The following is a 20618-nucleotide window of genomic DNA, read 5'->3' as shown; positions in this document are numbered from 1 at the left end:
CACCGGCGCCGGCGCCGCGCCGGCGCTGTCTGTCGCACTGGCGCTGCCGGATGCACTGGCGCTACCGGGCGCCGCGCTGGCCGGGCGTGACGCTGCCGACAGTCGCCGCGCCCGGCGCGACCATCAGGTGCTTGACGGCCAGCTGCACCGCCAGCGCGCACACAAACGCCGCACCGAACGCCGCCGCCACGGAACCCTCGCGCAACATCAGCGACAGCACCAGGCAGAACGTGGCAAAGGCAAAGTAGCCGAAGACCATGCCGCGCAACAGCGCCACGGCGAACGCGCGGCCCGAACGGACGTGCGAGAAGCCGACCAGCACAGTGCTCATCACCGGGAACATGGCAAAGAATCCGCTCAGGCGCGGGCCTATCGTGGCGGCGCTGTAGCTTACGGCCAGCACCAGCAAGGCGCCGGCCAGCATGCGCCACGGCAGGTCGCTCGCCTGCGCGGAGCCGGTGGTCTTGCGCCCGGGCTCACGCACCGGCACAGTTGCATCAGTCGCATCGGTCCGCAGCGCCGGAAACAGCCTTGGCGCCAGCAGCAGCGCGCCAACCACAAGGGCGAAGCACGCCACCACCGGCAAATTCAGCGCCTGCAACCCCGCCACCGACGCCGCCCAGGCGAGCAGCGCCGCCAGCATGGACAGCGCCATGCCGGCCCGCTCCGCCCCCCATGCATAGACAACGCTAAACACCAGCACCGCCACCACCGCAAGCAGCGTGCCCTCGGCAGCGCGGGCGGCAAAGGCGGCGCCCTGCTCCAGCGTCACCGTCAGCAGGATGGGGCCGGACATGATGGGAAACGCGGACATCCATCCCGCCACGCCCGGCCCCCATTTGCGGCCCACCAGCGTCACCGCGTAAATCAGCGCTGGAACAAGAAACAGCTTGAGCAGCAATATCAACGACACTGTCAGTGGTCCGTCCGCATGAAGTTATTGATGTTCTTCACCAGGAAGGTCGGCGGAATCGTGTTCAGCTCCAGGATATGCTTGCACTTCTCCTCGTCCACGAAATCGATCATCACGAAGTTGGGCATGAACGCCTTGAGCAGCGTGCCGCTGGCGAAGCCATCGATCTTGGCGAACTTGTTCATGCGCGACGTGACCGCCGTATCCAGGCCGTTGGTCCACATATTCTTCAGGCGCGCCACATTGGGCGCCGTCCACATGCCGTTGTTGCGGTCGCGGATGCTTTCGAACACACCCGTGGTGGTCCAGTACATCATGCCTACCACGTTCGGATTGCCGTCGCCGCCGCGCGCCATCAGCTTGCTCTGCTTCTTGATGTTCTGCTCGATCTTGCCGAACGGCTTGCCGACGCTGGTGCCGCCCTTGCCGAAATACTGCAGGCCTTCGTAGCGGTCGTCATACGTGCTGCCCGCCTTGCTCAGGTTCTTGATGCCCAGGATGCCCTGCGCCGCGCTGTAGGTCGGCCGCACCAGCTGCAGCCCGTCGGACGCAAACAGCACGATCACCTTGCCTTGCAGCTGGCGCAGCGTCTTCGTATTCAGGTTGCCGCCGCCCTTGTAGATCTTGTCGCCCAGGACTTCCACGCAAGCAGCAGCGATCATCTCCCAGTTATGGCAGTGGTCGAACTTCAGCACCACGAACTCGGTGGCGTAGGTAGTCACGAAGCGCGACCCATCGGTGAGGATCTTGGTCAGCGTCAGGCCGTACTCGCCGCCCCACATGCTCTTCACCTTGGCCGTGGCCACGCCGCCGGTGCGGATGTCAACGCCGGTGGTATTGCTCTCCGGGCCTTTGCCGTGATAGGCCTTCAGCGTCACCACCTTCTCGGCGCCGCCCTTCTTCACCACCGCACCGGTGATGCGGATGTCGAACAGCCGCGCGCCCGACACAGCCTGGTCGTAAATGTCCAGGTCCTGCGTCTGGGTGTTGGCGCCGCCCATGGTCACGGCCGCGTCGTGGCTGCCGGCCATCACGACCTCATTCAGTTTCTTGTCCGGACCCAAATCGTAATAGCTGATCATGTCTCCCCTGCTCCTTTCAGTCGAAACGATACGAAAATTCGCCGTCCTTCACATCCACGTGCACGCCGCCGATGGCGTCGCCCTGCATCATGCGGTTCAGGAACTCGCGCGAGATATCAGGCAGCATGGTGTTGGTGAGGATGGCATCGATCATGCGGCCGCCGGATTCGCCCTCGGTGCAGCGCGACACCACCAGCTTGACCACGTCCTCGCTGTACTGGAACGGGATTTTGTAGCGCGCCTCGACGCGCTTCTTGATGCGGTTCAGCTGCAGCTTGACGATCTGGCCCAGCATCTGGTCCGACAGCGGATAGTACGGAATGGTCACGATGCGGCCCAGCAGCGCCGGTGGGAACACCTTCAGCATCGGTGCGCGCAGCGCCTTGGCCATGCCGTCCGGGTCGGGCATCAGGTCCGGGTCCTTGCACAGGCCGGCGATCAGGTCGGTGCCCGCGTTGGTGGTGAGGATGATCAGCGTGTTCTTGAAGTCGATGAAGCGGCCTTCGCCGTCTTCCATGAAGCCCTTGTCGAACACCTGGAAGAACATTTCGTGCACGTCCGGGTGAGCTTTCTCCACCTCGTCCAGCAGCACCACCGAATATGGCTTGCGGCGCACCGCTTCGGTCAGCACGCCGCCTTCGCCGTAGCCCACATAGCCGGGGGGCGCGCCTTTCAGCGTGGAGACGGTGTGCGCTTCCTGGTACTCGCTCATGTTGATGGTGATCAGATTCTGCTCGCCGCCATACAGCGCTTCTGCGAGGGCCAGCGCGGTTTCGGTCTTGCCCACGCCGGAAGTACCGGCCAGCATGAACACGCCGATAGGCTTGCTCGGGTTGTCCAGGCCCGCGCGCGAGGTCTGGATGCGCTTGGCGATCATCTCCATTGCGTGGTCCTGGCCGATCACGCGCTGGCTCAGCAGCGACGCGACCTTGAGGATGGTTTCCATCTCGTTCTTGGCCATGCGGCCAACCGGAATGCCGGTCCAGTCGCCCACCACCGCCGCCACCGACTGGTAGTCCACGGTAGGCAGGATCAGCGGCGTTTCGCCTTGCAGCTCGGTGAGCTTAGCCTGCACTGCGCGCAGCTGCTCCATCAGCGCGGCGCGTTCTTCCGCGCTGATGGCGGGCGCTGGCGCGGCTGCGGCTGCGGCGGTTTCGGCGCCAGCCTCCAGGCTGCTGCCCGTGCCTTCCACCGGCTGTGCGCCGTCGCGCAGCTTGGCGCGCAGTGCCAGCAGTTCATCCACCAGCGCGCGTTCCGCGTTCCAGCGCGACTCCAGTCCGGCCAGGCGCTCGCGCTCCACGGCCAGCAGGTCGTCCGCTTCGCTCTTGCGCTTGCCGATGTCGATACCGATGGCGCTCTCGCGGCCGATGATGCCCAGTTCCGTCTCCAGTGCCTCGATGCGCTTGCGGCTGTCGTCCACTTCCGCCGGGGTGGCGTGCAGGCTCACCGCCACGCGCGCGCAGGCCGTGTCGAGCAGGCTGACCGATTTATCCGGCAGCTGGCGCGCCGGGATGTAGCGGTGCGACAGCTTGACGGCCGCTTCCAGCGCCTCGTCCAGGATCTGCACCTTATGGTGCTTTTCCATGGTGGAGGCGACGCCGCGCATCATCAGGATGGCGCGTTCTTCGGTCGGTTCGTCCACCTGCACGGTCTGGAAGCGGCGGGTCAGCGCCGGGTCTTTTTCGATATGCTTCTTGTATTCGGCGAAAGTGGTGGCGCCGATCGTGCGCAGCGTGCCGCGTGCCAGCGCTGGCTTGAGCAGGTTGGCCGCGTCGCCGGTGCCGGCCGCGCCGCCAGCGCCCACCAGCGTATGCGTCTCGTCGATGAACAGGATGATGGGCTTAGGACTGCCCTGTACCTCGTCAATGACGGAGCGCAGGCGCTGTTCGAACTCGCCCTTCATGCTGGCGCCGGCCTGCAGCAAGCCCACGTCCAGCGTCAGCAGCTGCACGTCCTTGAGGCTGGGCGGCACATCGCCGCGCGCGATGCGCTGTGCGAAGCCTTCCACCACGGCCGTCTTGCCCACGCCGGCCTCGCCCACCAGGATGGGATTGTTCTGCCGGCGGCGCATCAGGATATCCACTACCTGGCGGATCTCGTCGTCGCGGCCCACGATGGGGTCCATCTTGCCGCTGCGGGCCTGTTCGGTCAGGTCCACGGTGAACTTCTTCAGCGCTTCCTGCTTGCCCATGGCCGCAGGGGCGATGGCGCCGGAGGCTTCGCCGGGCGCCGCGCCGCCGCCAGCCTGGAAGCCGTCGGTGGCCGCCATTTGCGCTTCCGGCGATTCCTTCAGCAGGCTGGCGAACTTCTCGCTCAGGTCATCGCCCTTGATCTTCTGGAACTGGGACGACATGCCGTACAGCGCGTTGCGCAGGCTGGAAGTCTTCAGCATGCCGACCACGATGTGGCCCGAACGGATCTGCGACTCGCCGAACATCAGTGTGCCGTACACCCAGGCGCGCTCCACCGCTTCCTCCAGCTGCGAGGACAGGTCGATGCCCGACGTGGAGCCACGCGGCAGCCGGTCCAGCGCCGCCGTCAGGTCGCGCGCCAGGCCAGCCGCGTCCAGCTCATAGTGCTTCACGAGGCGCAGCAGGTCCGAATCCTGCAGTTGCAGGATTTGGTGCATCCAGTGCACCAGTTCCACGTAAGGATTGCCGCGCAATTTGCAGAACACGGTGCTGCTTTCGATGGCGCGGTAGCACAGCGAGTTCAATTTACCGAACAGGGCGACGCGACTGATTTCTGCCATGATGATTTTCCTTAGCCCGCATGGGCGCTTGGGTTGATGAGCAATTGGTCCGGGTTGCGGCCGGGAGTGGCGCCGGCGGGCCAGGTACTCCAGCCCAGCCTGAGGCCGTTGCCGGCCCTGCCGCCCAGCCGCAGCGGCGGGGTTTCTTCCTTCTTCAAAATCAGGCGCACGTCCCAGTCCAGGGCCGTGCCCGCGTAGTTGCGCACCCAGGCCAGCAGGCGCTTCATGCTGTCGCCGCCTGGCAGCATGCGTTCGTAGTCATCAAAGCCCATGGGACCGATGACGATGCGAAATTTGTTCTGGCAGTCCCACACCTTGCTGCCAAGGACGGTGGACACGCCGAGCCGGTTGCCGTCTTCGGCGCGGCCGATGCGCGACTGGATCTCCACCGGCAGCCGCATCCAGTGCCCGGTGAACTGCTCCACAGCCACCGGCAGCTTGAAGTACTCGCGCAGGATGGACACCAGGCCGGATGCGGGTCGCGCATTGTTGGCCAGCAGGCCGGCGAAGTGCAGCTTGGCGAAGTCGCCGATCTCGTCGCGCTGGCGCAGCGCCGGCGCGCCGATGCCGAACAGGCTGCCGACGAATTCCGCAAAGCGGTCGCTGTCCTCGCGGTCCAGGTTGATGACCGGTTCGGCCTGCGCCCGCGCGCGGTAGAACAGCGACAGCATGCGGTGGTGGAACACGTCGAAAAAGGCCAGCAGTGTGCCGTCGCCGCCGTTGCGCAGGCGGTCGCGCGTGTACTCGGTGATGTGGGTCGGCAGCGGGCCGTTGGCGCCCAGCAGGCCGAAAAAATTCACCGCCAGCCGGGCGCGCGATTCCGGGCCGCCCGCGCCCGCGCGCAGGAACTGGCCCAGCGCCGAGGGATGGAACACCAGCGCCGGGTCCTGGCCGAAGCGCACCGCGTCGTCGCGCGGGCGCAGCGAGGCGCCGATGCGCGGCAGCCCAGGGTGCGCGTTCTCGATCAGGCGCAGCACCTGGAAAAAATCCATGCGCGCGGCCTTGCGCTCCAGTTCCAGTTCGGTTTCTACAGGATCGCGCATACGCCTCCCTTGGCCGGCCAGCGCATGATCTCGCCGCGCTGCACGGTGCGCACCACCGTCTCGGTAAAGGAATTGATGGACACGTACTGCGCAAAGAACTGCGCCAGCAGGCCGCCCAGCAGGAAGGCGCCAGTGCCTTCGAAGGCCGCCTCGTCCAGGGTCACCGTCACCTGCAGGCCGCGCCCGAAAGTGATCGGTCCCGGCGACGGCATGCGCCGTGTGATGCTGGAGGTGCTGATGGACTGCACGCCCTCGATCTGGCGCTGGCCGTTCAAGTCGCCCGGGTGGCAGTACAGCGACAGCATTTCACGCAGCGCCACGGCGCCCTGGCGCGCATCGCTGTCGGTCAGCGACAGGTAGTTCAGCGACAGGTGGTTCAGCAGGCGCCACGCCACCGCGCCTTCGGCGAACGAGGCGTGCGGCTGGCTGGGGCCGGCAATGCAGCGCACCGCCGTCACGGGCGCGCCGGAATCGAGGATGAAATCGGTCTTGCCCACGCCCAGCGGCATGGACAGCGGCAAGTCGCGGTTGGTGCACCACACGGTCAGGCCGAGCTGGCGCAAATCGCTGCGGTACGGCGCTTCGGCCGCGTCCACGATGGAGATGAAGGTTTCGCTGCCGATGTAGCTGGAGCGCGGCCCCACCTTGCGCTGGCGCTGCGAGATCACGCGCGGCTCGCGCCGCACATGGTAGAAGGCCTTGTCCTGGTGCAGGCTGCCGATGTCCTTGGCGGTGTAGAACGGCCGGAAGGTCTGGTCCGCGTTCGGACCGGTGCCGTAGCCGGTCACTTCGTCGATCTGGAATACTTCGAAGTCCATCGGCCGCGTGCGGTCCACCAGCACGTGGTACTCGAACTCGTCGCCGCTGACGTTGATGCGGTCGGCGCGGCGCTGGAACAGGTTGATGGCTGGCGTGCAGTTGAGCGCGAAGTTCGACGCGTCCAGCATCTGCTCCAGCTGCGCGTCGCCCTTGTTGAGCAGGATGACGAGGTCCACTTCCGTTTCGGCGCAGCGGCCCAGCGCCTGCTGCAGGCCGCGCAGCTCGACGAACTGGAAGCGCTGCGGGAAGGCGAAGTACTCCTGCAGCAGGCGGTAGCCCTGGAAGGTGCGGCGCCCGCTCGGCAGCAGCGCCTCTTCCTCGCTGTAGCCCAGCGGCGCCACGGCGCTTTTCGGCAGCAGCGTGCTGGCGCCGGCGGACGCCACCAGCACGCCCTCCACGCTGCCCAGGATGCGTTCGTAGATCTTCACCGGCATTTCGTCGCTGCCGCGCAGGTTCAGCGCCAGCCGGTCCATCGGCAAGGCGCGGAACGGCACGCCGCCCACGGTGCGCAGCTTGAGGCGGATGCCGGCCTTGACGCTGCCCGGCAGCCCGGCCGTACCGCTATTGCCGCCCGCGCCGGCCAGGGCGCCGCTGTGCGTGAAGAACTTGGCCTCCACCAGCTCCACCGGCCACATGGTCACGTCGTGCGCGGTGCGGTATTCGCAGGCGGTGCTGTCGCCCTTGCCCAGCACGCTGCGCATGGGCGTCCCGCGCGGCACCACGTAGCCCTGCTTGAGCGAGGGGTTGGCCAGGTCCGGCTGCAGCTGCACCACGGCCATGGACGGCGTGGGTGCCAGGAAGTGCGGGTATACCAGTTCCGACAAGTGCTGCGTAAAGCGCGGGAACTCCGCGTCGATCTTCATCTGCACGCGCGCGGCCAGGAAGCTGAAGCCTTCGAGCAGCCGCTCCACATAGGGGTCCGCGCAGTCGAAGCCTTCCAGGCCCAGGCGGCCGGCGATCTTCGGATACTCCCTGGCGAACTCGCCGCCCACTTCGCGCAGATGCTGCAGCTCCTGGCTGTAATAGCGCAACAGGCGCGGGTTCATGCCGAGGCTCCCTTGCCGGCGGTGTTTTCCGTGACGCGGATGCTGGCGCGGTCCACGTCCAGTTCCGTCTTCAGGTACAGCCGCTCAGGGTAAGGTTGCGCCCACATATCGCCTTCAATTTCAAACATGATGGTATTGCTGTCCGATTCCGCCGGTACCGCCTTCACCGTGACCGAGGCGCGTATCAAACGCGGCTCGAAGTCCCAGATGGCCTGGCGGATGCCGCGCTCCAGGTCAGTCAGGTTCATGCCGGCCACGGAGATGCCGGAAATGTCCGGCATGCCGTAGTTCAGCACCGAGTTGGCCACGTGCGGCAGCTTGGGGTAGTCGGCGACGGACAACAGATTGGTGGTATTGAGCAGCCAGGCCAGGTCGCGCAGCACGCTTTCGCGCAGTGTGCGCAGCGACAGCACGCGCCGCTCGCGCGATTCCACGCTGCTGTCCGGTTCGTCGTCGGTCAGGCGGTCCAGCAGGGAGGGCTGCAGCCGCTCTCGTGGCGCCAGTTCAGCCATTGCCTGCTTCGGCTCCGAATTCGATGGTGCGCACGTCCATCAGCGCGTAGTCGGCCGCGTCGGTGGCGAACATGCGCTGGCCCAGGCCGGCGCCGTCCTCGCTCCATTCGGTGCGGCGCGCCAGCAGCAAGGCATCGTCCGCCCCCGGCCGCACGGTGCCCGCATAGCGCGTCGGAATCAGTCCCACCGTGCTGGCGCCGTTGGTCCAGGTGAAGGTGGCCGGCATCCACACCTTGTCGCGCAGGTCGGCCGGCGCTTCGATGTCGATGCGGCTCACGTGCTGCACCGGCACCCAGATGTAGCGGCCGTTCATGATCACTTCCAGCACCGGGCCGATGCGCGCGTCGGCGTCGGCCAGCCACTCGAACGCTTCGCCGTTGATGCGGCCTGGCGTGGCCGGCGCGTCCTCGAAGGCGCGCGCCCGGGCCTGCGCGCCGGCGGCGGCATTGCCCTCGCCTTCCAGCTTGAGCGCCTCGGCCACCAGCGCGATCCACGCCACCGGCTCGCCGAACACCACGGGCAGGCGCTTGCCGGCAAAGATTTCATCGCGCAGCGCCTCGCACTGGATCGCTTCGCGGTAGGTTTGCGCCATCGGCAAGGTGGCCGCATCCAGCTCGGCGGCCACGTTCAGTTGCGTCAGTGCGCGGTTCCACTGGCCCTGCACGCAGAGCAGCTGGAATAAAAATGTTCGGTATTTCGCGTTGGACGGGTCTTTGCGGATCTGGTCTTGCAGCGCGCTGAGTGCTGCGCCAAGCTGGCCTTCAGAAATGAGCTGTTGCGCGTCCATGGGAAACCTTGATGTGAAAAAATGCCGGGGCAAGCGCCCCGGCAGGAATTGCAATGATTACTTGGCGACGTTGCCAGCGATATCCCAGTTGAAGATGCCGCCAGATGCCGTTACACCCTTCTCGTTCTGCAGGAAGTATTCCATCTTCACTTCCGCGAAGTTCAGGCTGATGTTCTCGGTCAGGCGGTCTTCACCACCGCTGCCGCCGGTCGACAGCGACGTCACCAGCACGTTGGTCATGGTGATTTCCAGGTACTTCTGCTGGCCTTCGCCGGCTTTGCGCACCAGCAGCTTGGCGGTCGGGATATGGGAACCCTTGGCCAGTGCGATCATCAGCGCAGGCGAGGACTTGTCGAGGTACTTGGTGATCGAGATGTCCTGGAAGTTCGCCTTGCCGGCGCCGCCGCCGCCGCCCATGTGGAAGGAACCCGAGTTGCTCGCGCCCCAGCTCCATGCCAGCACGTCGATATCGCCGGCGGCCTTCTGTGCGCTGTCTTTGGTTTCGCCCTTGATGTTGGCGCCCATATTGAGGAACATGTCTACTGCCATTTTTATCTCCTGGTGTGTATTACGGATTGATCGGAACTGCGAAAAATTTAGCCGCCTTAGCCGCCTTAACCGCCTTTAGCCGACGGCAGCTTGGAAACCAGCCGCAGCGACACGGTCAGGCCTTCCAGCTGGTAGTGCGGCCGCAGGAAGAACTTGGAGGTGTAGTAGCCTGGATTGCCTTCGATTTCCTCCAGCAGCACCTCGGCTGCCGCCAGCGGCTTCATGGCCTTGGTCCCTTCGCTGGAGTTGGCGGGATCGCCGTCGACGTAACGGTTGATCCAGTTGCTCAGCCAGCGTTCCATCTCATCGCGCCCTTTGAAGGAACCGATCTTGTCACGCACGATGCATTTCAGGTAATGCGCAAAACGGCAGGTGGCGAACAGGTACGGCAGGCGCGCGCCCAGGTTGGCGTTGGCGGTGGCGTCCGGATCGTCGTATTCGGCAGGCTTGTGCAGCGACTGCGCGCCGATGAAGGCAGCGAAGTCGGTGTTCTTCTTATGCACCAGCGGCATGAAGCCGTTGGCCGCCAGCTCCGCCTCGCGGCGGTCCGAGATGGCGATCTCGGTCGGGCACTGCATGGCCACGCCGCCGTCGTCGGTCGGGAAGCTGTGCACCGGCAGGCCTTCCACCGCGCCGCCGGACTCGATGCCGCGGATGCGCGAGCACCAGCCGTATTCCTTGAAGGAGCGGTTGATGTTCACTGCCATGGCGTAGGCCGCGTTGGCCCAGGTGTAGTTCTTGCTGCCGGCGGCCGAGGTGTCTTCCTCGAAGTCGAACGCTTCCACCGGATCGGTCTTGGCGCCGTATGGCTGGCGCGCCAGGAAGCGCGGCATGGCCAGGCCGACGTAGCGCGCATCCTCGGACTCGCGGAAGGAACGCCACGCGGCGTGTTCCGGGGTCTGGAAGATCTTGGTCAGGTCGCGCGGGTTCGACAGCTCCTGCCACGATTCCATCAGCATGACGGAAGGCGCGGCAGCGGCGATCAGCGGCGCATGCGCGGCGGCGGCGATCTTCGCCATGCCGGCCAGCAGCTCCACGTCCGGCGCGCTGTTGTCGAAGTAGTAGTCGGCCACGATGGAGCCGAACGGCTCGCCGCCGAACTGGCCGAATTCTTCTTCGTACATTTTCTTGAAGATCGGGCTCTGGTCCCAGGCCGTGCCCTTGTACTTCTTCAGGGTCTTGCCCAGGTCGTTCTTCGAGATGTTCATCACGCGGATCTTCAGCGTTTCATCGGTCTCGGTGTTGTTCACCAGGTGGTGCAGGCCGCGCCAGGCGCCTTCCAGCTTCTGGAACTCGTCGGTGTGCATGATCAGGTTGATCTGCTCGGTGAGCTTCTTGTCCAGCGCCGCGATCAGGCCTTCGATGGTGCCCAGCACGTCGTTCGAGATCAGGTTGGTGCCCGACAGCGCCTGCTCGGCCAGCGTCTTGACCGCGTTTTCCACCGCTTCCTTGGCCTTGTCCGATTGCGGCTTGAACTCCTTCTGCAGCAAGCTGCCGAAGTCGCTCATTTCCAGGGTGCCGGTGGCGCCTTGTTGTGCTTCAGTGATCTGTGCCATCAATTCCTCCGTCGATTATTCTTGTGGCTTCGGTGCCGAGGTCAGCGCCTGCATCAGGGCCGGCTCGTTCAGCAGCTTGCCGATCAGTTCCTCGGCGCCCGTTTTGCCGTCCATATAGGTCAGCAGGTTGGACAACTGGCCGCGCGCTTCGAGCAGCTTGTTCAGCGATTCCACCTTGCGCGCCACGGCGGCCGGGGTGAAGTCGTCCATGCTCTCGAAGGTCATGTCGACCGCCATGTTGCCCTCGCCGGTCAGCGTGTTGGGCACTTGCACCGCCACGCGCGGCTTCATCGACTTGAGGCGCTCGTCGAAATTGTCGACGTCGATCTCCAGGAACTTGCGGTCGGCCACCGGCGCCAGCGGATCGGCAGGCTGGCCGGACAAATCGGCCAGTACGCCCATCACGAAAGGCAGCTGCACGCTTTTCTCCGCGCCGTAGACTTCCACGTCGTACTCGATCTGCACGCGCGGCGCGCGGTTGCGCGCGATGAACTTCTGGCTACTTTCTTTGCCCACGATTTACTCCTCCTAGTGATAGAAACGACCCGAACGGATTGGGGGTGCTTGGGTACTCTCGAATTTAATATTCGCTTTGTTGTGCTTCTTCGCCTTCGCGCGGCCCGCTGACCACCAGCAGCTGCGCCATGCCTTCCGGCGCCAGGTCCTCCATGATCTCGAAGAAGTTCTTCGGAACCAGGCGCTTGGCGCGTTCCAGCAGCAGCGGCACGGGGCTGGAAGGCTCGTACTGCTGGTAATACTTGTTGATCTTGTCGAGCATGCGGATCACGTCGGCGCGGCTGGTCACTTCGCCGCTGATGGCGGCGGCGCGCGCGCCGCCTGCACTGCCGGCGCCGGCGCCTGCCATAGCGCCGTCCTCGCCCTCGCCGCCCTGCGCCGCGCCGTCGCCGTCAGCAGCTGCCTCGCCGCCGGCCTGCTCGCTGAAGAAATCGCGGCCGCGCCGCAGCAGGCGCACCAGCGCGTCCAGGTTCAGCGCCTGCGACGTGCCCACCTGGCGCACCAGGATCACCTCGATCTGCGTCACGCTGTCGCACGCGGCGGCCAGGCCGGCGCTGCTGGCGGCCAGGCGCTCAGGGTCGGCGTCCTGCATGGCGGCGGAGATGGTGCTCAGTTCCAGCTTGCTCTCGCCCTCGGCCGGCGGCAGCTCGCCGTTGGCCACTTCCAGCGTGCGCAGCGACAGCGGCCCCAGTCCGGGCAGCATCAGCAGCGTGGCTTCCTTCACTTCGCGCAGGAAGGCGTTGTCGGCCAGCGTGGCCAGGGAATTGATGCGCAACATGGGGTCCATGCCGTCATCGGGGTCGAGCTGCGGATGGACGCTGTCCCAGCGCTGGTCCAGCAGCCGTTCGATCAGCGCCAGGCCGTTGGCCAACCCCGGCATGCCTTCCAGCGCGAGCAGCGCGCGCGACAGGGACACGGCCAGCCGCAGGTCGCGGCTGCGCTCCAGCAGGCCCGCTGCCAGGCGCTTGACTACTTTCCATTCGGGAGGGACCGCGGGGGTGATGGTGTCGCCGTACTGGATTTCCGGCTTGCCCAGGATGGCTTGTTCAAGCTCCAGGAATTCCGGGTCATATTCGAGATTGGGGCCGCAAGGCGCATTGGCGTCCACGTCCAACAGCAAAGAATCTATATCCACTCAATACCCTCGGCAGCAGTCTGGTTTTCGACCATGACTATACTTGAAATCGAGAAAAAAATTGCAAAAAATAATTCTTTTTTGACACGCAATTGTTGCAAAGAATATATTGCAAGATGCGCCACGTTATGCTTGAAGGATTGCCAGCATGGCATCGCTGAATTCGCTCGCATGCTGATAGCGTCGGGCAGGGTTTTTGGCCAGGCCACGCGCCAGCAGCGGCTCGAAGGATGCGAGCTGCGGCGGCAGCGGCGGCGGCGCTTCCAGCAGCACCTGCTGCATCAACTGGAACGGCGTGCCTTCGAAGGGACGGCGGCCGGCCAGCATCTGGTACAGCACCACGGCGGCGGCAAACAGGTCGCTGCGGCGGTCGGCCTGGCCGCGCATCTGCTCCGGCGCCATGTAGCCGGGCGTGCCGTGCGCGCTGGCGATGCCGGGCCGGCTGGCCAGGCCGAAGTCGGCGATCTTCAGCGCGCCGTCCGCGCCGATCAGCAGGTTGGAAGGCTTGATGTCGCGGTGCACCACGCCCTGGGTGTGCGCATAGGCCAGCCCCTCGAGCAACTGTGCCATCCACGCCACGGCGCGCGCCGGCGGCAGCGGCCCGGCTTCCAGCAGCACCGGCAGCGGCGGGCCGTCCATGCATTCCATGACGATGAAGGGCACGCCGCCGGCCGTGCCGCCGTCCAGCACCGCCACGATGCGCGGATGGCGCAGCCCGGCGGGCGGGAACGGCGGCGGCGGCGCCAGTTTCAGCGCCACCGGCGCGCCGTCCGGGCCGTCGGCCAGCCACACGCCGCGCGCCAGGGCGCGCCGCAGCCGGTAGCTGCCGGCCCGGCCGCGCAACAGGCTACCGATATTTATTTGCATGGGCGCTGGATTACAAGGTTGTCATTCGCTTATCATACGACGAGAAGTATCTGCTATAAACTAAATCTATCGTCAGTTCTACCAACCTACAGCCACATGAATGAATTGAAGCAGCTGGGCCGGTATCAGTTATTGCGCGTGCTGGGGCGCGGCGCGATGGGCCTGGTCTATGAAGGCGTGGACCCCAAGCTGAACCGCCGGGTCGCCATCAAAGTCATCCACATGAGCCGGATCGACGACCCGGCCTTGCGGGCCGAGTACTCCGCGCGCTTCACGCAGGAAGCGCAGGCGGTCGCGCGCCTGAACCACCCCAACATCGTCACCGTGTACGACTTCGGCGAGGAAAACGGCGAAGCCTACCTGGTGATGGAGCTGATCGCCGGCGAGGAGCTGGGCAGCTACTTCGACGACAGCCAGGTGTTCTCGCTCGACTTCACGCTGGAAGACTCGGTGCGCATGACCTGCGAACTGCTGGACGCGGTGGACTACGCCCACCAGCAAGGCATCATCCACCGCGACATCAAGCCGGCCAACATCATGCTCAGCGGCCAGCTGCGCGTAAAGCTGACCGACTTCGGCGTGGCCCGCATGCAGGACGTGAACGCCAAGCACACCGAGGCCGGCACCATGGTCGGCACGCCCAGTTACATGTCGCCGGAACAGATCACCGGCCAGCCCGTCGGACCCCGTTCGGACATCTTCGCCGCCGGCATCGTGCTGTACCAGTTCCTCACCGGCGAAAAGCCGTTCACCGGCCAGGGCCTGTTCGCGGTGCAGCAGAAGATCGTCTACGAGCAGCCGGTGCTGCCGAGCGCCCTGAACCCGCTGATCAGCCCCATGTTCGACCGCGTCGTGTTGCGCGCGCTGGCCAAGCGCCCGGAAGACCGCTACCCGAGCGCGCGCAGCTTCAAGGAAGACCTGAAGCGCGCCCTCAACGGCGACGAGGTAGGCCTGGACGACACCATGCCGCCGCAGGCGCGCATGCCGAACTCCTTCCTGGCCGGCAGCGGCACGGCGTCGCCCTCGTACACCACCATGCCGCCGCCAGCGACCCGCACGCTGCCGCCGGTCCCGGCCGACACCGATCCCGACGCCACCCAGGTCTCGGGCGTCGGCCTGCCGCTGCCCGCTGCGCCCGGCGTGGACCAGGATGCCACCGTGGTCACCACGCCGCCGGGCGTGCGTCCTGACGGAAACCGCTGAGGAGCGCCGTCATGACTTCCGCCGAGGACCGGCTGCACTTCTTCAAGCGCCTGCAGCTGCTGACCAATAAAATCCACGCCACCCAGGATATCGACGACATCATGCTGGAGATGTCGGCCGAGCTGTGCGAGCTGTTCAACGGCGACCGGCTCACCATCTACGCGCTGTCGGACGACAAGGCCAGCATGGTGTCCAAGGTGAAGACCGGGCTGGCCTCGTTCAAGCAGCTCAAGCTGCCCATCTCGGCGCAAAGCATTGCCGGCTACGCCGCGCTGTCGAAAAAGACGCTGAACCTGCTGGACGTGTACGACGAGGCCGAACTGCGCCGCCATGACCCCGCCCTGTGCTTCCAGCAGGGCGTGGACCGGCGCACCGGCTACCGCACGCAGCAAATGCTGGTGGCGCCCATCCTGGCCGACGACGGCGCGGTGCTGGGTGTGCTCCAGCTGATCAACAACCGCCTGGGCGGCGCCTTCGAAGCGATGGTGGAAGAAGGCGTGCAGCACCTGTGCGACTCCATCGCCATCGCCTTCGCGCACCGCCACAAGGCGCCCACGCGCGAACGCAGCCGCTTCGCCGGCATGCTGTCCGAGGCGGCGCTGCCGCGCGCCCAGCTGGAGCAGGCGCAGCGCAGCGCGGCGGCCCGCAACATCGACATCGAAGACGTGCTGCTGGACGAACTGGCCATCAAGCCGGCGCTGGTGGGCCGCGCGCTGGCCGACTTCTTCGGCGTGCCCTACTTCATGTTCCAGGTGGACCGGCGCCGCCCGCAAGGCTTGCTGGACAGCTTCAACCGCGAATACGTGGTGCAGAACCAGTGGATGCCGATCGAGGAAGGCCGCCACGGCCTGTTCATCCTGGCGGTGGACCCGGACCAGCTGAAGGCCAGCGGCGCCGTGCAGCGCGTGTTCCCGCAGGCCACGCCGATTTACTGCGTGACCACGCGGCGCGAGTTCGGCTGGATGGTGAACCAGTTCTTCGGCGCCGCCGCGCCGGACAGCGCCGAGGCCGGCTCCGAAGCTGCCGCGCCGTCCGGCGCCACGCTGCCGCCGCCCACGGCCCGGCTTGCCGCCAGCGCGCCCTCCTACGCCGCCGTGTCGGACGACACCATCATCGCCATGCCGGTGCGCCCGCCCGTGCCGGCCCTGCCCGACGTGGAGCAGACGCTGATCGCCAACGCCGTCAACCCGCTGCTGCTGGCCGCCACGCAGCACGGCATCAGCGAGCTGCACATCACCACCACGCCCGGCCCGGACGGCGCGATCCGCTTCCAGGTGAGCGGCGTGCTGCGCAAAGCCTGATGTCCTACCCCATTCATAACAAGCTGGTCATCGGCATCGCTTCCAGCGCCCTGTTCGACCTGAGCGCGTCGCACAAGGTGTACGAGGAAAGCGGCGAGGAGGAATACCGCAAATACCAGGAAGCCAATATCGATACGATACTGGGCAAGGGCGTGGCCTTCCCCTTTATCCGCCGCTTCCTCAATATTAACAAGCACTTCCCCGGCCAGATGCCGGTGGAAGTGGTGCTCCTGTCGCGCAATTCGCCCGAGACCGGCCTGCGCGTGATGAAGTCCATCGCCCACTATGGCCTGGACATCTCGCGCGCCGCCTTCGTCACCGGCAAGTCGCCCTACACCTATCTGCCCGCCTTCAACACCTCGCTGTTCCTGAGCGCGAACGCGGCCGACGTGCGCAATGCGCTCGACAACCATTACCCCGCCGGGCTGGTGCTGCCCTCGCTGATCGAGGACGACGAGGACGACATGGAACTGCGCGTGGCCTTCGACTTCGACGGCGTGATCGCCGACGACGAATCCGAAACCGTCTACAAGCGCAACAACGACGTGCTGGAATTCCACGCCCACGAAACCGAGCGCGTGGCCATCCCGCACCGTCCCGGCCCGCTGGCGGACCTGTTCCGCAAGCTGCACGTGATGCAGCGCTACGAAGCCGTGCTGGCGCGGCGCGACCCGAACTACAAGCGCATCCTCAGCATCGCCATCATCACCGCGCGCAGCGCCCCGTCGCACGAACGCGTCGTGACGACGCTGAAGAACTGGGGCGTGTCCGCCAACGAGACCTTCTTCCTGGGCGGCATGGACAAGGCGCGCGTGCTGTCCATCCTCAAGCCCCACATCTTCTTCGACGACCAGCTCAGCCACCTGAAGTCCGAAGGCGGCACCATCCCCATGGTGCACGTCCCCTTCGGCGTGGCCAATCCGATACCAACATAGAAGTGTTGCGCAGATGCGGCGCATTATGGCCGCATTATGACCGCTAGTGGCTGCCAATGTACTCCGGCCGCGCCGCCGCCACTAAAATGGCTGCAGTACAACCACCACGGAGAAAACATGAAGAAACTCGCACTGACAGCCCTGCTGGCCTGCCTCGGCCAGACAGCTTTTGCGGCGGACGCCAGCCACTGGGGCTACAGCGGCGCGGAAGGCCCGGACCAATGGGCCAAACTCTCGCCGGACAACTACGCCTGCAGCGGCAAGAACCAGTCGCCGGTCGACCTGAAAGGCACCATCCACGCCGCCCTCAAGCCGCTGAAGATGGAATACCAGGCCGGCGGCAACGAAGTGCTCAACAACGGCCACACGCTGCAAGTGGGCTTCGCGCCCGGCAGCGCGCTGTGGCTGGACGGCGAACGCTTTGAGCTGAAGCAGTACCACTTCCACGCGCCCAGCGAAAACCTGATCGCCGGCGTCTCCTATCCGCTGGAAGTGCACCTGGTGCACGCCGACAAGGACGGCAACCTGGCCGTGGTCGCCGTGATGTTCAAGGAAGGCGCGGAGAACAAGGCGCTGGCGGCGCTGTGGCCGCAGTTGCCCAAGGAAGCCAACGCCAAGGCCGCGCTGGCCACGCCATTGAGCGCGGTCGCCCTGCTGCCCGCCAAGCGCGCCTACTACCGCTTCAGCGGCTCGCTCACCACCCCGCCCTGCTCCGAAGGCGTGCGCTGGCTGGTGATGAAAAATCCGGTCACGGTCTCGAAGGGCCAGGTGGTCGAGTTCTCCGAACTGATCCACCACCCGAACAACCGCCCGGTACAGGCCTTGAACGGTCGCCCCGTGCTGGACTAAGGCAGTCTTCAGCCTGCCTTAATGAGCGCTGCCTAGAATGGCGCGGTGACCCACTACCACACCGCCACCGCGCCATGGAAACGATAGACCTCCCCGAACCGCAAGGCCGCAGCGCGGCCAGCCGCAAGCTGAACGTGCTGGTGGCCGTCACGGTGGCCCTGCTGGCCACCTTCATGGGCATCTGCAAGGTCAAGGACGACAACATCTGCCAGCAGATGCAGCAATTGCAGGCCAACCGCGTCGACCACTGGAGCTACTACCAGGCCCGCAACGTGCGCGAGGAAGTGGCCAAGGCCACGCTGGTACAGCTCAAGCTGAACCAGATGGGCCGCCCCGAGGCCGAGCAGGCCGCCTACCGCGACGCCATCAAACAGTATGACGCGCTGGTGGCGGACCAGGAGAAAAAGAAGGTCGATGCCAAGGCCCAGGCCGAACAGGACCAGCGCGACTACGACGCCGCCAATTTCAAGGACGACCAGTTCGACCTGTCCGACACCCTGCTGGCGATTGCCATCGCCCTGCTGGCCATCACCTCCCTGACCGAGCAATTCGGCCTCTACCTGGTGGCGCTGGTACCGACCGCCTTCGGCGTGCTGATGGGCCTTGCCGGCCTGGCGGGATGGTCGCTCCACCCGAACGCCCTGGTGGCGCTGCTGTCTTAGCGCGGAGCGCGCGGGTCGCGCCATGTTAGCGGTCACACTGGCGTCATGATGCGTCGGTAGCATGCGGGTAGTTTTTTTAACGCTACCCGAGGAATCCCATGCACGACCTGAACCTGTTGCGCCGCCTGCCGCTGGCGCTCGCGATCAGCGCCGCCCTGGCGCTGGCCGCCTGCGGCGGCTCCGACCACAACGAACCGCAACTGCTGGCCATCCCGGCGGCGCCCGCCGACCAGGGCGCGGCCGATACGGCGCCCGCACCGGCCAACGTTCCCGCCTTCGTCGACAATATCGCCACCAACCAGCGCGGCGACGCGCGCTACGCCACTGCCGCCACCAATGCCGGCGTGCGCGTGCTGGTCGGCATGCTCGACATCTGGAAGCCGCTCACCGAAATCGTGGACGCCGGCCAGACCGCGCCGGCGGCGGCCGGCTTCCCCGCTGTCGTGGCTTCGGCCTGGACCGGCCTGCCGAACGACGGCACGCCCGGCGGCACCATCGTCAACGCCGCCGTCCACAGCGCCAATATCGACTACGTGGTTAAAGCCACCGCCAGCCGCAGCAAGGACCAGGAACTGGCCGCCTACCTGGACGACCGGCGCGGCAAGGGATACAGCCTGACCGACGGCATGGGTCCCCTGACCGAAGCCTGGCGCAGCGCCGCGCGCCAGAGCACCAGCATCACCGGCATCCCGGCCGACGCCACCACGGTGCTGTACAACGACAGCGGCAACAACACCGGCGTGGCCGGCAGCGCCAACGCGGAATTCGGCGCCGTGGTCGCCTTGGTCAACGCCATGGGCAACAACGGCTCCACCGAGCCGGCCAAGCGCTTCTACAAATACGCGCGTCCCTACCGCTGGAGCAGCAGCGTGGTGGTGCTGCCGGCGCTGGTGCCGGCCAAGAGCAGCACGCCGGCCACCGACGGCGGGTTCACCAGCGGCCACTCGGCCGAAGCGGTGCGCGGCGCGCTCGGCATGGCCTACGCGGTGCCGGAGCGCTTCCAGGAGATCATCGCGCGCGGCCTGGAACTGGGCGAGAACCGCATCCTGGCCGGCATGCACTCGCCGCTGGACGTGATCAGCGGCCGCGTGCAGGCGCAAGCCATCGCCGCCGCCAACCTGGCCGACCCGGCCAACGCCGCCGCCAAGGCCGCCGCTGTGGCGCAAGCCCATGCCACGCTGATGCTCAAGACCGGCACCACGGCCGACACCTTCTACGACTATGCCCACTCCGGCACGGCCGCCACCGACCGCTTCGCCGACTATGCCGCCACCAGGGCCGCCTACGTCCGCCGCCTGACCTTCGGCTTCGCGCCCATCGGCGCCACCAACGCCCCGGCCGTGGTGCCCAAAGGCGCCGAGGTGCTGCTGGAAACCCGCTTGCCCTACCTGAGCGAAGCGCAGCGCCGCGTGGTGCTGAAGACCACCGCGCTGCCGTCCGGCTATCCCATCCTGGACGACGCCGAGGGCTGGGGCAGGCTGAACCTGTTCGCCGCCGCCGATGGCTACGGCGCCTTCACCGGCAATGTGGTGGTGGCCATGGATGCGGCCAAGGGCGGCTTCAGCGCCGTCGACCGCTGGCGCAACGACATCTCGGGTGCGGGCAAGCTGACCAAACAAGGCACCGGCACGCTGAAACTGGGCGGCGCCAACACCTGGACCGGCGGCACCCAGCTGGAAGCCGGCCGCCTGGAAGGCAACTCCGCCAGCGCCTTCGGCAAAGGCGATGTCTACGTGAGCGGCGGCACCCTGGTCAGCAACGCCCCCGGCGCGCTGGCGCTGGCGGCCGGATATACGCAGCTGCCCGCCGGCGGCCTGGAACTGAAACTCGGTAGCGGCCAGCAAGGCCGGCTTGCGGTGGCCGGAACGATGACGCTGGCCGGCGGCAGCCTGACCATCAGCTTCCAGAACGGCTACAAGCCGGCCGCCGGCGACACGCTCAGCGTAATCTCCGCCGCCAGCCTCAAAGGCAAGTTCGACACCATCACCGTGCCGGGCTTCAAGGTCGAAGCTGTCTATACAGATACCGGCCTGCAGCTGAAGCTCAGCACCTGACAGCAAAGACCGGCGTAGGGCGGGTTAGCTGCGCAGC

Annotated in this window: 18 protein-coding genes; 6 read left to right on the top strand and 12 right to left on the bottom strand. The window is 66.1% G+C overall.

Annotation, left to right across the window (positions count from 1 at the left end; translation table 11 throughout):
* Positions 1 to 61 precede the first annotated feature (61 nt).
* The 12 genes from ACFJI2_RS09395 to ACFJI2_RS09340 all read right to left on the bottom strand — a co-directional run bounded on the left by ACFJI2_RS09395 (position 62) and on the right by ACFJI2_RS09340 (position 13577).
* Positions 62 to 913, bottom strand: a complete 852-nt coding sequence (locus ACFJI2_RS09395) for a hypothetical protein (protein ID WP_377704760.1) — start codon at positions 911 to 913, stop codon at positions 62 to 64.
* Positions 914 to 915: 2 nt separating this feature from the next.
* Positions 916 to 1995 carry a hypothetical protein gene (locus ACFJI2_RS09390; protein WP_377704759.1) on the bottom strand — a complete coding sequence of 360 codons (1080 nt, stop codon included), beginning with the start codon at positions 1993 to 1995 and terminating at the stop codon, positions 916 to 918.
* Positions 1996 to 2011: 16 nt separating this feature from the next.
* Positions 2012 to 4747, bottom strand: coding sequence for a type VI secretion system ATPase TssH (tssH, locus tag ACFJI2_RS09385; RefSeq protein WP_377704758.1), 2736 nt, complete (start codon positions 4745 to 4747; stop codon positions 2012 to 2014).
* Between the two features lie 11 nt (positions 4748 to 4758).
* A complete protein-coding gene (gene tssG, locus ACFJI2_RS09380) occupies positions 4759 to 5790 on the bottom strand; it encodes a type VI secretion system baseplate subunit TssG (protein ID WP_377704757.1) in 1032 nt (343 codons plus the stop codon).
* A complete protein-coding gene (tssF, locus tag ACFJI2_RS09375) occupies positions 5775 to 7655 on the bottom strand; it encodes a type VI secretion system baseplate subunit TssF (RefSeq protein ID WP_377704756.1) in 1881 nt (626 codons plus the stop codon). Before tssF ends, tssG begins: the two co-directional genes overlap by 16 nt.
* Positions 7652 to 8167, bottom strand: a complete 516-nt coding sequence (gene tssE / locus ACFJI2_RS09370) for a type VI secretion system baseplate subunit TssE (protein ID WP_107869219.1) — start codon at positions 8165 to 8167, stop codon at positions 7652 to 7654. Before tssE ends, tssF begins: the two co-directional genes overlap by 4 nt.
* Positions 8160 to 8954 carry a type VI secretion system accessory protein TagJ gene (locus tag ACFJI2_RS09365; RefSeq protein WP_377704755.1) on the bottom strand — a complete coding sequence of 265 codons (795 nt, stop codon included), beginning with the start codon at positions 8952 to 8954 and terminating at the stop codon, positions 8160 to 8162. Before ACFJI2_RS09365 ends, tssE begins: the two co-directional genes overlap by 8 nt.
* A 57-nt stretch (positions 8955 to 9011) precedes the next feature.
* Positions 9012 to 9503, bottom strand: a complete 492-nt coding sequence (locus tag ACFJI2_RS09360) for a type VI secretion system tube protein Hcp (protein WP_107869221.1) — start codon at positions 9501 to 9503, stop codon at positions 9012 to 9014.
* 65 nt (positions 9504 to 9568) lie between these two features.
* Positions 9569 to 11059 (bottom strand): type VI secretion system contractile sheath large subunit, encoded by a 1491-nt coding sequence (gene tssC, locus ACFJI2_RS09355; RefSeq protein WP_107869222.1) that lies wholly within the window; start codon positions 11057 to 11059, stop codon positions 9569 to 9571.
* Positions 11060 to 11074: 15 nt separating this feature from the next.
* Positions 11075 to 11575 (bottom strand): type VI secretion system contractile sheath small subunit, encoded by a 501-nt coding sequence (gene tssB / locus ACFJI2_RS09350; protein ID WP_107869223.1) that lies wholly within the window; start codon positions 11573 to 11575, stop codon positions 11075 to 11077.
* A 64-nt stretch (positions 11576 to 11639) separates the two neighbouring features.
* Complete coding sequence (tssA, locus tag ACFJI2_RS09345; RefSeq protein ID WP_377704754.1) at positions 11640 to 12710, bottom strand: type VI secretion system protein TssA; 1071 nt, start codon at positions 12708 to 12710, stop codon at positions 11640 to 11642.
* 126 nt (positions 12711 to 12836) lie between these two features.
* Complete coding sequence (locus ACFJI2_RS09340) at positions 12837 to 13577, bottom strand: serine/threonine-protein kinase (protein ID WP_377704753.1); 741 nt, start codon at positions 13575 to 13577, stop codon at positions 12837 to 12839.
* Positions 13578 to 13673: 96 nt separating this feature from the next.
* On the opposite strand from ACFJI2_RS09340, the gene ACFJI2_RS09335 reads away from it, so the two are divergent.
* The 6 genes from ACFJI2_RS09335 (at position 13674) to ACFJI2_RS09310 (ending at position 20581) form a co-directional block, all read left to right on the top strand.
* The gene (locus ACFJI2_RS09335) at positions 13674 to 14780 is read left to right on the top strand and encodes a serine/threonine protein kinase (RefSeq protein ID WP_377704752.1); all 1107 of its coding nucleotides are present in this window, start codon (positions 13674 to 13676) and stop codon (positions 14778 to 14780) included.
* 11 nt (positions 14781 to 14791) lie between these two features.
* A complete protein-coding gene (locus ACFJI2_RS09330; protein ID WP_377704751.1) occupies positions 14792 to 16081 on the top strand; it encodes a GAF domain-containing protein in 1290 nt (429 codons plus the stop codon).
* Positions 16081 to 17016 carry a 5'-nucleotidase gene (locus ACFJI2_RS09325; protein WP_377704750.1) on the top strand — a complete coding sequence of 312 codons (936 nt, stop codon included), beginning with the start codon at positions 16081 to 16083 and terminating at the stop codon, positions 17014 to 17016. Before ACFJI2_RS09330 ends, ACFJI2_RS09325 begins: the two co-directional genes overlap by 1 nt.
* 117 nt (positions 17017 to 17133) lie before the next feature.
* Positions 17134 to 17865: a carbonic anhydrase gene (locus ACFJI2_RS09320; protein ID WP_377704749.1), complete on the top strand. Its 732-nt coding sequence runs from the start codon at positions 17134 to 17136 to the stop codon at positions 17863 to 17865.
* Between the two features lie 74 nt (positions 17866 to 17939).
* Positions 17940 to 18527, top strand: coding sequence for a DUF4337 domain-containing protein (locus ACFJI2_RS09315; protein WP_377704748.1), 588 nt, complete (start codon positions 17940 to 17942; stop codon positions 18525 to 18527).
* A 98-nt stretch (positions 18528 to 18625) separates the two neighbouring features.
* A complete protein-coding gene (locus tag ACFJI2_RS09310) occupies positions 18626 to 20581 on the top strand; it encodes a phosphatase PAP2 family protein (RefSeq protein WP_377704747.1) in 1956 nt (651 codons plus the stop codon).
* The last annotated feature ends 37 nt before the right edge of the window (positions 20582 to 20618 follow it).

It is taken from the genome of Pseudoduganella sp. UC29_71 (genome assembly GCF_042693265.1).
Taxonomy (GTDB): Bacteria; Pseudomonadota; Gammaproteobacteria; order Burkholderiales; family Burkholderiaceae_D; genus Rugamonas.
This window is presented reverse-complemented; position numbering and strand designations above follow the sequence as displayed.

Excerpts from the sequence above, each read along its gene's own strand:
- tssG (WP_377704757.1), bottom strand. The coding sequence starts at position 5,790 with ATGCGCGATCCTGTAGAAACCGAACTGGAACTGGAGCGCAAGGCCGCG.
- ACFJI2_RS09390 (WP_377704759.1), bottom strand. The coding sequence starts at position 1,995 with ATGATCAGCTATTACGATTTGGGTCCGGACAAGAAACTGAATGAGGTC.
- tssE (WP_107869219.1), bottom strand. The coding sequence starts at position 8,167 with ATGGCTGAACTGGCGCCACGAGAGCGGCTGCAGCCCTCCCTGCTGGAC.
- ACFJI2_RS09330 (WP_377704751.1), top strand. The coding sequence starts at position 14,792 with ATGACTTCCGCCGAGGACCGGCTGCACTTCTTCAAGCGCCTGCAGCTG.
- ACFJI2_RS09360 (WP_107869221.1), bottom strand. The coding sequence starts at position 9,503 with ATGGCAGTAGACATGTTCCTCAATATGGGCGCCAACATCAAGGGCGAA.
- tssH (WP_377704758.1), bottom strand. The coding sequence starts at position 4,747 with ATGGCAGAAATCAGTCGCGTCGCCCTGTTCGGTAAATTGAACTCGCTG.
- tssC (WP_107869222.1), bottom strand. The coding sequence starts at position 11,059 with ATGGCACAGATCACTGAAGCACAACAAGGCGCCACCGGCACCCTGGAA.
- ACFJI2_RS09325 (WP_377704750.1), top strand. The coding sequence starts at position 16,081 with ATGTCCTACCCCATTCATAACAAGCTGGTCATCGGCATCGCTTCCAGC.
- ACFJI2_RS09315 (WP_377704748.1), top strand. The coding sequence starts at position 17,940 with ATGGAAACGATAGACCTCCCCGAACCGCAAGGCCGCAGCGCGGCCAGC.
- tssF (WP_377704756.1), bottom strand. The coding sequence starts at position 7,655 with ATGAACCCGCGCCTGTTGCGCTATTACAGCCAGGAGCTGCAGCATCTG.
- ACFJI2_RS09310 (WP_377704747.1), top strand. The coding sequence starts at position 18,626 with ATGCACGACCTGAACCTGTTGCGCCGCCTGCCGCTGGCGCTCGCGATC.
- ACFJI2_RS09340 (WP_377704753.1), bottom strand. The coding sequence starts at position 13,577 with ATGCAAATAAATATCGGTAGCCTGTTGCGCGGCCGGGCCGGCAGCTAC.
- ACFJI2_RS09335 (WP_377704752.1), top strand. The coding sequence starts at position 13,674 with ATGAATGAATTGAAGCAGCTGGGCCGGTATCAGTTATTGCGCGTGCTG.
- ACFJI2_RS09365 (WP_377704755.1), bottom strand. The coding sequence starts at position 8,954 with ATGGACGCGCAACAGCTCATTTCTGAAGGCCAGCTTGGCGCAGCACTC.
- ACFJI2_RS09320 (WP_377704749.1), top strand. The coding sequence starts at position 17,134 with ATGAAGAAACTCGCACTGACAGCCCTGCTGGCCTGCCTCGGCCAGACA.